The organism is Streptococcus sp. (genome assembly GCF_030528045.1).
Classification (GTDB): domain Bacteria; phylum Bacillota; class Bacilli; order Lactobacillales; family Streptococcaceae; genus Streptococcus.
This window is the reverse complement of record NZ_JAUMZR010000003.1, coordinates 1-14,570: the sequence shown is the minus strand read 5'-3', so window position 1 is coordinate 14,570 and position 14,570 is coordinate 1. Positions and strand designations below refer to the sequence as shown.

7 protein-coding genes and 2 pseudogenes are annotated in these 14,570 nt (G+C 41.9%); all 9 read left to right on the top strand.

Annotation, left to right across the window (positions count from 1 at the left end; genetic code table 11):
• Positions 1-25 precede the first annotated feature (25 nt).
• Positions 26-151, top strand: a pseudogene (locus Q4A91_RS01080) (G5 domain-containing protein); the annotation flags it as partial.
• Positions 142-1,383, top strand: coding sequence for a G5 domain-containing protein (locus Q4A91_RS01075; RefSeq protein ID WP_368389528.1), 1,242 nt, complete (start codon positions 142-144; stop codon positions 1,381-1,383). The pseudogene Q4A91_RS01080 and the gene Q4A91_RS01075, both read left to right, overlap by 10 nt.
• Positions 1,310-5,410 (top strand): ZmpA/ZmpB/ZmpC family metallo-endopeptidase, encoded by a 4,101-nt coding sequence (locus Q4A91_RS01070; RefSeq protein WP_303204214.1) that lies wholly within the window; start codon positions 1,310-1,312, stop codon positions 5,408-5,410. The genes Q4A91_RS01075 and Q4A91_RS01070 overlap by 74 nt, the downstream gene beginning before the upstream one ends.
• Positions 5,411-5,641: 231 nt before the next feature.
• Positions 5,642-6,022, top strand: coding sequence for a hypothetical protein (locus Q4A91_RS01065; protein WP_084856178.1), 381 nt, complete (start codon positions 5,642-5,644; stop codon positions 6,020-6,022).
• 233 nt (positions 6,023-6,255) lie between these two features.
• Positions 6,256-11,763, top strand: a pseudogene (locus Q4A91_RS01060) (ZmpA/ZmpB/ZmpC family metallo-endopeptidase).
• 151 nt (positions 11,764-11,914) lie between these two features.
• On the top strand, positions 11,915-12,295 hold the full coding sequence (locus tag Q4A91_RS01055; protein WP_044020432.1) for a hypothetical protein: 381 nt from the start codon (positions 11,915-11,917) through the stop codon (positions 12,293-12,295).
• 362 nt (positions 12,296-12,657) lie between these two features.
• Positions 12,658-12,912: a hypothetical protein gene (locus Q4A91_RS01050; protein WP_303204213.1), complete on the top strand. Its 255-nt coding sequence runs from the start codon at positions 12,658-12,660 to the stop codon at positions 12,910-12,912.
• A gap of 163 nt (positions 12,913-13,075) precedes the next feature.
• Complete coding sequence (locus tag Q4A91_RS01045; protein WP_303204212.1) at positions 13,076-13,768, top strand: phosphoglycerate mutase; 693 nt, start codon at positions 13,076-13,078, stop codon at positions 13,766-13,768.
• Positions 13,769-14,058: 290 nt separating this feature from the next.
• Positions 14,059-14,328, top strand: coding sequence for a 30S ribosomal protein S15 (rpsO, locus tag Q4A91_RS01040; RefSeq protein ID WP_001018251.1), 270 nt, complete (start codon positions 14,059-14,061; stop codon positions 14,326-14,328).
• Positions 14,329-14,570: the final 242 nt, after the last annotated feature.

The window sequence follows — 14,570 nt, the reverse complement described above, 5'->3', positions numbered from 1 at the left end:
AAAGGTTGATAGTAAAGAAACGAGTCATACAGAAATCATTCCTTTCCAAGTGGAGGAAGTAGAGGCAGCTGATTTGCCACAAGGTCAAACTGAGGTGATTCAGGCAGGGAAAAATGGTAGTCGTACCATCGTGACCCGCAGCTGCTTTTAAATGGTCAGGTTATCCATACAGAGGAGGTTTCTAATCAGGTAACGACTGAGCCGACTTCTGAGATTAGAAAAGTCGGAAGCAAGGTCCCTTCTCCTACAAAACCAAGCCTAGGGGAGTCCGTTAGTGAAAAACCAACAGACGCTCCTGTAAATGAAGTTCCAAGCTTAAACGTTGAAGAAAAAGATGTTACCACAACGGTAGCAGAACCCTACACTCGAGAACGAGTAGAGAGTGATAGCTTGCCAGTTGGTCAGACCAAGATAACCCAAGCTGGTCAAGATGGCGTGCGTACGATTGTCACCCGTCAGTACATAGTAGATGGCAAAGTAGAGAGAAGCCAGGAAATCTCCAACGAAGTGACGACTCCAGCGGTCTCAGAGATCGTAACGGTCGGAACAGATCCTGTTAGCGAGAAACCAACAGACGCTCCTGTAAATGAAGTTCCAAGCTTAAACGTTGAAGAAAAGGACGTTACCACAACAGTGGCAGAACCCTATCCAACCAAGGAAGTGGAAAGTGCAGACCTGCCATTGGGGCAAAGAGAAGTTAGCCAAGCTGGTAAAGATGGCGTGCGTACGATTGTGACTCGTCAGTATTTAGTAGATGGAAAAGTCGAAAATACAGAGGAAATCTCTAACACCGTCACCAAAGAAGCAGTTCCTCAGATTATCAAAGTCGGTACAAAACCAATTTCTACAAATGCGGATCACGCTCCTGTGGAACCAGAAAAAGGAACTCTCGACCTCGAACCCTTACATCAATTAGTGGAAGAGGCCGATAGCATTCAGAAAACGCATCAGTATTTCAATGATACCACTGCAGATCAAGAGTCTTATAAACAGGCAGTCGCAAATGCCCAAGCTCTCTTTGAGGCATCTCATGCTAGTCAAGAACAGGTTGATTCTTTGAAAAAGGCCCTTGAAACTGCTAAGAATAATCTAGATGGCCAACCTGTTGATAAGAAAACTCTTGGTGTTGAATTTGACATGAAGGATGTGACTCAGTCTACAGTTGCTTACCAGTATGCTGATGAACAAGCCAAACTCCGCTATCGTCGTGCTCTAGATCAGGCCAAGCTCGTTTTGGACAATCCTTTCGCCAATCAAGCCTTGGTCGATCAAGTTCGGACGGATCTCGAGGCAGCTCGTCAAGCTCTGGATGGTGTCAAGAGAAAACCAACCCTCTCTAGTCCGTGTCGAGAAGGAAGAAGACAAACGCCAAGTTTCTCTTAGATATCATTTGACGGATGCTACAGCTAGCTATCAATCAGAAAAAGTGCAGATATACAAGGGCGAAACGCTGATCAAGGAAGTCGACCTTGTGGACCTCGCTCAAAAATTGACACTTGATGACTTGGACTACTATACTCCTTATACCCTCAAAACTGTCATGAAATATGATCTGGGTCAAGGGGAACAAACTAGTATAGAGGATCAACGTCCAGTTCAGCTAGATTATAAGAAGGTTGAAATCAAAGACATCGACCGCATCGAGCTGTACGGTAAAGATGGCAGTCACTACCGACGTTACCTATCTCTGTCGGAAGTGCCGTCTGATTTGGACAACTACTATGTCCGCATTCAGTCAGACAAGTTCAAGGATATGCTCTTACCAGTTTCTAAGATTACAGACAAGGGCAATGCCTACTCCGTAACGGTATCAGCTAATCAGCTCGTCGAGGGAGAAGGGGATCATTATCGTCCAGATTACTCTTTTGAACTGCCGAAAACGCCTCTTAGCCAAGAAGGTGTCTATACGTCTTTCAAAGCACTCATAGAGGCTATGAAGTCAAACCCGACTGGAAACTTCAAACTAGGAGCGGATGTTTCAGCAGATGAGATTCAGTTGGAACAGTCTGAGACAAGCTATGTTCCAGAAGAATTTTCAGGTAGCCTAACTAGCCGAGTGGATGGCAAAGATTATACCATCTACAACTTGGCAAAACCACTCTTTGCAACCTTGAAAAATGCCACCATCCAGCAACTGACCTTGAAATCGGCTGCAGTTACAGGCAAGGATTCTATAGGGGCCTTGGCTAGCAATGCTCAAAATGCAACGATTACGGATGTTTCTGTAAGTGGTAGTCTATCTGGGAACAAGCATATCGGTGGACTCGTAGGAGTTGCCCAAAACACAAAACTAACCAATGTTGTCTTTAAAGGAACCATCACCAGCACCCAAGATGGAGGGCAGGAGTACAATATTGGTGGCCTGGTCGGTAATTTCCACGGCAATCAATCACTAGCGCAGAAGAGTCAGGCAGATGTATCTATCCAAGTAGCAGGTCGAAATGGAGACCAGCGTGTTGGAGGCTTGATTGGTCGCTTGCAGAATGGAGCTAGATTAGAAACTTCTTATGTGTCTGGTTCTATCCAAAATGGAGGTCATTCTGGACAAGTTGGTGGAGCGATCGGGTCTACTTGGAACAATGGACAGGTCCGAAATGTCTTGACAGGTGTCAAGGTTCAAAATGGGCATGCCATGACAGGAGATCCCTATCCTGAGGCTTCTGTTCGGGACTCTTATGTTCTTGAAGGGACTACAGCAAATCGAAAAGATGAGCGTTTTGTCCGTACTATTTCAGAGGCCGATGTGCAAGCCAAACGTCAGTCCTTTGGAATCACTTCAAACTTGACAGACCAGGAGCCATTGCAGCAAGCTTACCAGCATCAGACAGACTATAGTCGAGTGAGGGGAGCTCAGGAGTCCAGAAAGCAAGCCTACGAAAATGTAGAAAAACTGTTACCATTCTACAACAAAGACTTCATCGTTCATACAGCCAACCAATTAGCTGAAGATGATAAACTCAACAAAGTAGCACTGCTAGATGTGGTTCCGATGAAAGATGAGACACTGATAACAGATGTTAACAGCCATAAGGGTGAAATCAATAGGCTGATGCTGCATTATGCAGATAAGACCATTGCTTATCTTGATCTTACTTACATGGGAGATTTTGCCAATGGCCAGATTGCTGAATATAGCATCGCTGATAAGAATTTGCTCTATACACCAGAGGCCTTTCTATCGGACTATCAGACCATTAAAGAGAATGTCTTGGATGAACTCAAAGCTGTGACTTATGACTCAACTGCAGTGCGTAAGGTACTGGGAATTGGTGAAACAGCTTCCTTAGATGATCTTTATCTGGAAAAAGCCTTTGAACAAATCAAAGCTGAACTAGGTCAGGAGCTCCTCAAGGTACTTTCAGTTGACAAGTCGATTAACACCCTAGGTTCTGCCGTAGCTGATGCGATTAGCCAAAAGATTCTGAAGAACAAAGAGGCCTTCATGCTTGGTCTGACCTATCTCAATCGTTGGTACAATGTCAACTATGGAACGTTCAACACCAAGGACCTTAATGCCTATAAGGTTGATTTCTTTGGTAATCAAGCAGCTTCGACACTGGATACTATCATTGCTCTCGGGAACTCTGGAATGGGCAATCTTCGAGCGCAAAACAACTTCAATGCTTACCGACAATCCCTAGCCAAGGAAAAAGGCAAAGGAGACCTATTTGCTTTCTTAGAAAGTCCGCGTGAACTCTTCTTGCCAAATAAAACCAACAGTGAATGGTTCAAGGAAAATACCAAGGCTTATATCGTAGAGGCTCGTTCAAATCTGCCAGAAATTCAGGCTAAACAGGACAATGCAGATCGTAAGAGTAAGTATACAATCAAGGTCTACGACAGACTGACTCAGGGAGATTGGGGCTTCAAGCAAATGGTTCTCCAGCTTCTGACCTTACCTGAAAGAGATGTCTATATCATCAGCAATATGTCGACCATTGCCTTTGGTAGCTTTGGAGGCTACAGGAAAGAAGGTGGCAGAGTTCTCTCAGGAGAGGAACTCCATCGACACGTTGAAAAACTTGTGGATCAATCAGCTGAATGGCAACGAAACCACTATGACATGTGGTACAACATTCTAAGTCCAAACAGGAAAGACACTCTATTCAGACGGGTGATCGTTACAGACGGCTTCTTTCTTTATAATGATAAAGGCCAGCAATATTGGGCCCCGCGTAATGATAAGACCTCTGTTGCTATGTACAATTTCTTTGGTCCTGCTGGCAAGTATCACGGAGACAATGGACTAGGAGCCTTTGCCAATGGTTATGAAGTCTTCTACGTCTATGACCAGATGCTGGGAGCTTCTGGAACCATGGTCTATACCCATGAAATGACCCACAACTCGGATGGTTCTATCTATTTTGAAGGACATGGTCGTCGTGAGGGTGAAGGACCTGAGAGTTTTGCTACAGGGATGTTAGAGTCTGTAACCAATGTTAGCGAAAAAGGTCTCGTACTTAATAGCTTCTATCAAGGAGATAAAGATTCGACCACACGTTACCATACCTATGATCCTGTTGCACGATTCTCCTCAGCAGATGCTCTTCGCGACTACATGCATGGAGTCTTTGACGTACTGAACCTTCTGGATTATGTAGAAGGGGATATTGTTACTGGTGTTCTAACTGATCAACAGAAAATGAAATGGTACCGCAAGGCTGAAAATTATAACTTTGAAAAAACTTCTTATGGTAAACAAGCCCACGCTGATGATCGAATTGTCCCTATAACTGCCGAAGAAGCAGCCAAACTAAAATCTGTCGATGCTCTGGTTGATCATAGTATCATTGGACGTCGGGACGGTTGGGATAGAGCTAGCTTTGGACGAAATGGCTACTATGTCATCAATATGTTTGCTTCCTTCTATGCAGCTCTGGACAATCCAACTGGTGCACCTGGTGGGCTTATGTTCCGCCGTAGAGCCTATGAATTGCTAGGAGACAAGGGCTACCAACAAGGATTTGTCCCATATGTATCTGGCCAATACGCTGGCCAAGCTCTCAAAGAAGGTGATAAGACCTACTCAACTTGGAACTGTGGAGATGTCGGAGTAGTTGGAGATGATCGGATCCTTAAAAACCTCTACGGTAGTCAGTATGAATCATGGAAAGATTTGAAGAAAGCTATGCTAAATGAGCGATACAACAAGGCTCAAAACTTCCTTCGCCCTATCACCATCGAGTTTGAAGCAGGAAAACTAGATAGCAAACGACAAATTACGATTTCTTCTTATGAGGAATTACAAGATTATATGTACTTAGCAGTACTAGCGGATGCCTCAGCTAAGAACATTGATCGTGCCTTATCAGACAGCTCTAAGAGCAGTGTTGCCCAACTCAAGTATCGTATTTTCAACGCTTATCTACGTGCTACAGACGACTTCAGACAATCTATCTTTGAAAAATAGACACGAAAAAAGAAGATCCAAGTGATCTTCTTTTTTTAGGGAAACGTCTTGCTCAGTACAAAAAACGAATGAACCTACAAACAAATTGATACATGACAGATTCCTTACTCTAAATGTCTGGAGAGAAATTGGAAATCATTTACCATCTAGTATACTCGTTTTGAAATTTCTTTTGTTTTTCATGAAAATATGATAAAATGATAGTTGTAAAAATTTTTTAAGGAGATTCGGATGAAAACAAAAGCGCTTGCTCGCGTAAATGCGATTTTTGGTCTTATTTCAGGTATCGTCTTACTGTTGGCACCTCTTGTTATGTTTATGATAGCTGTCGGGGCTGCTGCGGCGACGGAAGACTCTGATGCAACAGTTGGTATATTGACGATTTTTTCAATTATTTTGTCATTGGTAAAAATTGCTGTCTTGGTTTTAGGAATAGTGTCTATTGTCTATTACAAGGACGATGAACGTGTGACCCCTGCACCGTCTGTTTTGTTTATCGTAGGTGGTTCTGTTGGATTAATCCCATTCTTGGGATGGGTAGGAGGAATTCTGACAATCATTGGTGGATCCCTCTATTTTGGACTTTTGAAAAAATTCGAAATTCAAGAATAATGACTTTTTGTTAGGAATATTTTCAAATAAGAGAAGGCGCTTAGCCTTCTTTTTTTGTCATCAACGACGGATAAATTTTACAAGATAAATAAGCTTTGACATTCGTGAAATCTAAAGCATTTATTGGAGATAAGGAAGTGTTTTTATAGTATAATGGTGGATGTGAAATACCTATATCAAAATATAATGCTAGTTATTTTCTTGATAGAAGGTAAAAGTTGAGAGGATATAGAATGAAAAAGTTTTTTTGAGAGAAGCAGCATCGTTTCTCCTTACGAAAATTAGCAATTGGACTTGTGTCAGCTTCGATTTCAAGCCTATTTTTTGTGTCCATTGCGAGCAGTGGGACCGTATTTGCTCTAGAAAATGTAGCTATTCACTACAAATATGTGACGGATACGGAGCTGAGTGGGCAAGAAAAAGACTTGATTGTCAAAGATATTCCGAAGATTGCTGAAGATAGTGAGAGCACCTATTATCTAGTCTACCGTATGGATGAGAAAGCCCAACTAGGTCAGTTGCCCAATACAGGTGGGCAGAGTAGCCTTACTAGTGTTTTAACTGGTGGAGCCCTAGCTTCAATTGGCCTTCTTATTTTTGTTGTATCCAAAAAGAAAGGCAAAAAGAAAGCTCTCTTGAATGTGATTTTGGTAACAGGGATGGGCAGCGGTTTGGCTTCTTCAGTTCAGGCTATTGAAAATCAACTTTTGCTCCAGTACAATCAAGAATACCAATTATCTCAAGGAGATAGTCTGCCATTGCCACGCGCCTTATCGGGTTATACCTATCTAGGCTATATTAAGAAAGACAAAGAGATTAATCTGCAAGAAACTGCTGCTAGGGATCAGAAACTAGACTACACGGTTCAATCTCATTTCCAAACCAACGAAGGTGGACAAAAGGCAGGAGATGAGCAGAAAGCTCCATCTCCTACACTCCCTGCTGAAAAACCAATCCCTTCTCAAGATTCATCCAATCAAAATCCGTCTGGTCTTGCTAGTGTGAATCCTCAGGATGAAGTCTTGGCTGGTCGCGTGAATAAACCAGAGCTCTTATACAAAGACCAAGAAATTGTAACCAAACTAGATGTTCCAGAAGTGGTTCAAGAAAATCCAAATCTAGCAGAGGGAACCATCCATGTCAAACAAGAAGGTCGTGCTGGGAAGAAGATTGAACTTGTTCGCATTTTCACGGTTGAAAACCAAGAAATTTCTCGGGAAGTTCTATCAACTAAAGTAGAAGAAGCCTTGCCACGCATAGTAGAGAAAGGAACTAAGAAGGCAGTTGCTCCGAGTGAAGCACCTCAGTCTGCAAGAAAAGGAGAGCCTGAGACTCAGGCTCCATTACCAGAATATACAGGCGAGCAAGCGGGAGCGGTTGTAGCCCCAGAGACAACTGAAACACCAGAATATACGGGCACCCAAGCAGGAGCAGTCGTTGAAGCCGAGCAAGTCGCTCCACTACCTGAGTATCAGGGAACTCAAGCTGGTGCCATCGTTGAGCCGGAAAAAGTTGAGCCAGAGGTTGGGGGTGTCCAGTCTGGGGCTTTGGTGGAACCAGAAACGACTGACAAACCGGCCTATACAGGCGATCAGTCTGGAGCAATCGTAGAACCTGAACAGGTGCCACCAACACCAGAATATACAGGAACTCAAGCAGGAGCGATTGTAGCCCCAGAGACAACTGAAACACCAGCCTATACAGGCACTCAATCAGGTGCCATTGTGGAACCAGAGACCCAGTCTTCCCTACCAGAATATAAAGGTGAGCAAGCAGGAGCCATTGTGGAACCGGAACAAGTCGCTCCTCTTCCAGAATATACTGGCAATACCGAGCAAGTAAAACCGGAAGATCCGACAGAAAAACCAAAAGAAAAAGATCCAGAGAAGATGCTTGAACTAAGAAATGTTTCGGATCTGGAGTTGTATAGTCAGACCAATGGTACTTACAAACAACACGTTTCTTTAGATGGTGTCCCAAGTAATCCAGACACTTACTTTGTCAAGGTTAAATCTTCGACGTTTAAAGATGTCTATCTACCAGTCACTTCAATAACGGCTGAGACGAAAGATGGCCAGCCAGTTTATAAAATCACAGGTAAGGCTGAGAAACTCCAGCAAGAGCTAGAAAATAAATATGTTGATAATTTCACCTTCTACCTAGCTAAGAAGGCAACAGAGGAAACAACAACCTTCACTTCCTTTAGCAACCTGGTTAAAGCTATCAACAAGAATCTCTCTGGAACCTATCATTTAGCAGCTAGTTTGAATGCCAACGAAGTGGAGTTGGGACCTGAAGCTAAATCCTACATCAAGGGAACCTTTACTGGTCAGTTGATCGGTGAAAAAGATGGCAAGCAGTATGCTATTTACAACTTGAAAAAACCACTGTTTGAAACCTTGAGTAGTGCCACAGTAGAAAAATTGAGTCTGAAAAATGTCTCTATTTCAGGGAAAGATGATATCGGTTCACTAGCATATAAAGCTCAGAATGGCACAAAGATTAAACAAGTTCACGTTGATGGTGTTCTCGCCGGTGAACGCGGTATCGGTGGTTTGCTGGCTAAGGCGGAGCAATCAAGTATTACAGAGAGCAGTTTCAAGGGAAGAATTATCAACACTTATGAAACGACTGCTGCCTACAATATCGGTGGTCTGGTCGGTCATTTGACAGGAAAAAAGGCTTTGCTGACGAAGTCAAAAGCGACAGTAGCCATTTCATCTAACACAAATAGTTCAGATCAGACTGTGGGTGATCTTGCAGGTCTAGTAGATCAGGATGCACAGATCCAAGATAGCTATGCTGAAGGCGATATTAACAATGCCAAGCACTTTGGTAGAGTAGCGGGAGTAGCAGGCTATTTGTGGGACCGAACTTCTAATCTAGAAAAGCATGCTGGAAGCTTGACCAATGTTCTCAGCGATGTCAATGTAACCAACGGGAATGCCATTACCGGTTACCACTATAATGAAATGAAGGTGACGGACACATTTAGCAGTAAGGCCAACAGAGTCTACAATGTCACCTTGGTCAAGGATGAGGTCGTCAGCAAGGAATCCTTTGAAGAAAGAGGAACAATGCTAGATGCTTCCCAAATCGAAAGCAAAAAAGCAGCCATCAATCCTCTCACTCTACCAATAGTGGAATCCCTCTCAACAAGTGGCAAGAAAGACAGTGATTTTTCTAAGGTTGCCCATTATCAAGCTAAGCGAACTTTGGCTTATAAAAACATTGAAAAATTGCTACCTTTCTACAATAAGGCAACCATCGTCAAATACGGAAATCTGGTCAATGAGAACAGTCTCTTATATCAAAAAGAGCTCTTGTCAGCAGTCATGATGAAGGACAACCAAGTCATCACAGATATTGTTTCTAACAAACAGACTGCAAACAAACTCTTGCTTCACTACAAGGACCATTCATCTGAGAAGCTGGATCTTAAGTACCAGAATGATTTCGCCAAATTAGCAGAATATAGTCTAGGAGATACTGGTCTTCTCTATACGCCAAACCAATTCTTGTATGACCAAAGCTCTATCATCAAGCAAGTCTCACATGACTTACAAAAGGTGGACTATCATTCAGAGGCCATCAGAAAGACACTCGGTATTTCTCCAAAAGTCGAGCAGACTGAGCTCTACCTTGAAGACCAGTTTGCCAAAACAAAGGAACATTTGGAAGACAGTTTGAAGAAACTCTTGTCAGCGGACGCTGGACTGGCTGGTGACAACCAAGTTACCAAAGGCTATCTTGTAGATAAAATCAAGCGCAATAAGGAAGCCTTGCTACTTGGTTTGACGTATCTGGAACGGTGCTATAACTTCAGCTATGGTCAGGCGAATGTCAAAGACCTAGTTCTGTACCATCTGGACTTCTTTGGTAAGGGAAATGCTTCACCACTAGATACTCTAATTGAGTTAGGTAAATCTGGCTTTAACAACCTTCTAGCTAAGAACAACGTTGATACTTATTCTATTAGTTTAGCTAGCCATCATGGAACGACAGATTTGTTTAGCACGCTAGAACATTACCGAAAAGTCTTTCTACCAGAGAAAAGCAACAATGACTGGTTTAAATCAGAGACTAAGGCTTACATCGTCGAAGAAAAATCCACTATCGAAGAGGTGAAAGCGAAGCAGGGACTAGCTGGCACCAAGTATTCTATCGGTGTTTATGATCGCATCACAAGTGCCACATGGAAATACCGCAATATGGTTTTGCCGCTCCTAACCTTGCCAGAAAGATCAGTCTTTGTCATCTCAACTATGTCTAGTCTAGGATTTGGAGCTTATGATCGCTATCGCAATAGTGAGCATAAAGCGGGCAAGAATCTCAATGACTTTGTTGAAGAAAATGCGCGTGAAACAGCCAAACGCCAGCGAGATCACTACGATTATTGGTATCGCATTTTAGATGAACAATCACGTGAAAAACTCTATCGTACCATCTTGCTTTATGATGCTTATAAGTTCGGTGATGACACAACCTCTGGAAAAGCTACAGTAGAGGCTAAGTTTGATAGTTCCAATCCTGCCATGAAGAACTTCTTTGGACCAGTTGGCAATAAGGTAGTACACAACCAGCATGGAGCCTACGCTACAGGGGATGGCGTCTACTATATGTCTTACCGTATGCTGGACAAGGATGGAGCCATTACATATACCCATGAGATAACCCATGATTCGGATCAGGATATCTACCTTGGCGGCTATGGTCGAAGAAGCGGCTTGGGACCAGAGTTCTTTGCAAAAGGCTTATTGCAAGCGCCTGACCAACCAAGTGACGCAACCCTTACCATCAATTCTATCTTGAAACACTCAAAATCAGATAGTGCAGAGGGTTCCCGTCTGCAAGTCTTGGATCCGACAGAAAGATTCCAAAACGCAGCAGATCTTCAGAACTATGTCCACAACATGTTTGACCTTATCTACATGCTAGAATATCTCGAAGGGCAATCAATCGTTAACAAACTAAATGTTTACCAGAAAATGGCGGCTCTCAGAAAAATTGAGAACAAGTATGTGAAAGATCCAGCAGATGGAAATGAGGTTTACGCCACTAACGTAGTCAAAGAATTGACAGAAGCAGAGGCTCGAAACCTGAATAGTTTTGATAGTTTGATTGACCATAACATCTTGTCATCTCGTGAGTACCAGACTGGCGACTACGAGCGAAATGGCTACTATACGATTAAACTTTTTGCTCCAATCTTTTCAGCTCTCAGCAGTGAGAAAGGCACGCCAGGGGATCTTATGGGACGTCGGATCGCTTACGAACTTTTGGCTGCCAAAGGCTTTAAGGATGGAATGGTACCTTATATCTCAAACCAATACGAAGAAGTTGCCAAACAAAAAGGTAAAACTATCAATCTCTATGGTAAAGAACGAGGATTGGTGACAGATGAACTTGTATTGGACAAGGTGTTTGAAGGCAAGTATGCATCTTGGGCAGATTTCAAGAAAGCCATGTACAAAGAACGTGTGGATCAGTTTAAAAACTTGAAACAAGTGACCTTTAAAGATCCGACAAAACCATGGCCAAACTATACGACAGAGACCATCAATCAAGTGAGTGAATTGCAAGCCCTCATGGATCAAGCTGTTCTCAAGGATGCTGTAAGTCCTCGTTGGAGCAACTATAATCCAGAGTATGATAGTGCCGTTCACAAGTTGAAGAGAGCAATCTTTAAAGCTTATCTTGACCAAACAAACGACTTCAGAACCTCTATTTTTAAGAAATAAGGGTTAGAAAATGAAAAGGGAGGATCGACAGATCTTCTCTTTTTATGTCAGGATGTCTGAAAGCTGGTAGGCGATTTGTTTGTGCCTGAGAAGGTCTTTTGTTTCTGGAGAAAATATGGTAGAATGATAGCTACGAGAGAAGGAGGTTTTTATGGAGAGAGATAGATTGGTTCGACTCAATTGGAGACTAGGCATGCTGGCAGGTATAACCTTGCTTTTGGGACCTGTTCTACGATTTTTGCTATCCTATACTGGGGCCATCATCTATAAAGATCCTTCAAAAATGCTGGTCGTTACGGTTGCTTTTTCCCTACTCCTGACATTTTTTAAGATTTTGATGATTGCATTAGGGACTTTTATGCTAATCTATTTCGAAGAGGATCAACAACTTCGAATGCTGCCATCTATTTTATTTATCATTGGTGGCGTGCTGGGCTTTCTTTCAGCGACCGAGTGGATAGGAGGATTTCTAATCATTAAAGGTGCTGTTACTTTTTCTAAATTTTTGAAAGAAGTCCGTGGCCTTGTCTGATAGTCTAGTGAAACAATCCGTTGGAGGGTTGTTTTTTTATTTAAAGAATTATCTGGAGAAAGAATATGTTAGCAAAATGCTTTTTTTATAAGAAAACATGATGTAATACAACTTGAAAAAAAGGAGAATATTATGAAACAATCTTTCATTACATCGTATTTAACATTTATTTAAAAGCTTCCATTGCTTTAGAGGGAGTCTTTATAAAAACTTCTAACCCTAATACTATTTTAAAAGTTATTCCACTGGGTTCTCAAAATAAAACAATTTCTGTTGATCATGTTGCAAGTGTAGATAGTTCATTTCGTCTTGATTTCAAATCATTTGCTTGGGGTATCATTTTCGCTCTTATTGGCCTTTCAATGATGCAACATTCATTTATCGGGGGATTGATATTAGCGGCTTATGGTGTATTAACAGTGCTAAGTGCTTTTCAGACTCTACTAGTTTTGCATCTTACTTCTGGTGGAACACATGTTGTCAGTGTGGTAGTATTTGAAAAATCTAATCTTGAAAATTGCAAAGAAACAATTGAAGGTCTAATTCATAATCGTTACAATGATACTAATGTAACTAAGAATACTGATCGTTTAATTGATGCTTTAAATAACAAATAATTGCAATCGTTTCTTGATTGAATATCGCAAATTAATAATAACTAGATGAGAGGACACTGTTCTCTCTTTTTAGTTGATTTTAACTAGCTTTTTTGTGAAAAATTGTGTAAAATAGAATAGATAAACGAGGGCAACCTCGAAAAATAAAAGGAGAATCCATCTAATGGTAAAATTGGTTTTTGCTCGCCACGGTGAGTCTGAATGGAACAAAGCTAACCTTTTCACTGGTTGGGCTGATGTTGATTTGTCTGAAAAAGGTACACAACAAGCGATTGACGCTGGTAAATTGATCAAAGAAGCTGGTATCGAATTTGACCAAGCTTACACTTCAGTATTGAAACGTGCGATCAAAACAACAAACTTGGCTCTTGAAGCTTCTGACCAATTGTGGGTTCCAGTTGAAAAATCATGGCGCTTGAACGAACGTCACTACGGTGGTTTGACTGGTAAAAACAAGGCTGAAGCTGCTGAACAATTTGGTGATGAGCAAGTTCACATCTGGCGTCGTTCATACGATGTATTGCCTCCAAACATGGATCGTGATGACGAATATTCAGCTCACACTGACCGTCGTTACGCTTCACTTGACGACTCAGTTATCCCAGATGCTGAAAACTTGAAAGTGACTTTGGAACGTTCCCTTCCATTCTGGGAAGACAAAATCGCTCCAGCACTTAAAGATGGTAAAAACGTATTCGTAGGAGCTCACGGCAACTCAATCCGTGCCCTTGTAAAACACATCAAACGCTTGTCAGATGACGAAATCATGGACGTGGAAATCCCTAACTTCCCACCATTGGTATTCGAATTCGACGAAAAATTGAACGTAGTTTCTGAATACTACCTTGGAAAATAATCTATAAACAGAAAGCCTAGGATTCCTAGGCTTTTTTGTTTTTGCTTCTAGTTTCCAACTAGTTGAAAAAGCCTTATAATGATAGTAAAGAGTGACTTGTTTGTGAGAAAGGTTGATATGCTCGAAGCCTGAAATCAGTAGAGTAATTCACGGGTTTAAACAGTAAATCAGTTGACAAAGTCCCTGCTTCTTGGTAGAATAAGAACTGTCGTAAAGACAAATAACTTCTTCTTGGTTACAGGCATGCCAACCTGTCACTCGGATGAAGCCAAATAAAAAGGAGAAACATCATGGCAATCTCAAAAGAGAAAAAAAATGAAATCATCGCACAATATGCACGTCACGAAGGTGATACAGGTTCAGTAGAGGTTCAAGTTGCTGTCCTTACTTGGGAAATTAACCACCTTAACGAACACATCAAACAACACAAAAAAGACCACGCTACTTACCGTGGATTGATGAAGAAAATCGGTCGCCGTCGTAACTTGCTTGCATACTTGCGTAAAAACGACGTTAACCGTTACCGTGAGTTGATCAACTCTCTAGGACTTCGTCGCTAATCTGCTTTATTTTCCACTTACATTGCGTTGTCACCTTACCTCGATATACTCAAGTATTATCTTCGGTTACGGTTCCTAGCACTGTAAGGTAAAATAAACCAGATCATCTCCCTTAGGGGAGATTTTTTATTTGGCTCTATGTCAGCTGTAGTGGGTGACCTATAACTAAGCACGAGAGGAGACGAAGTTCGTCTTCTCTTTTGTGGTATTCAAAGCGAAATAGATACACTGTTTAAAGTTTT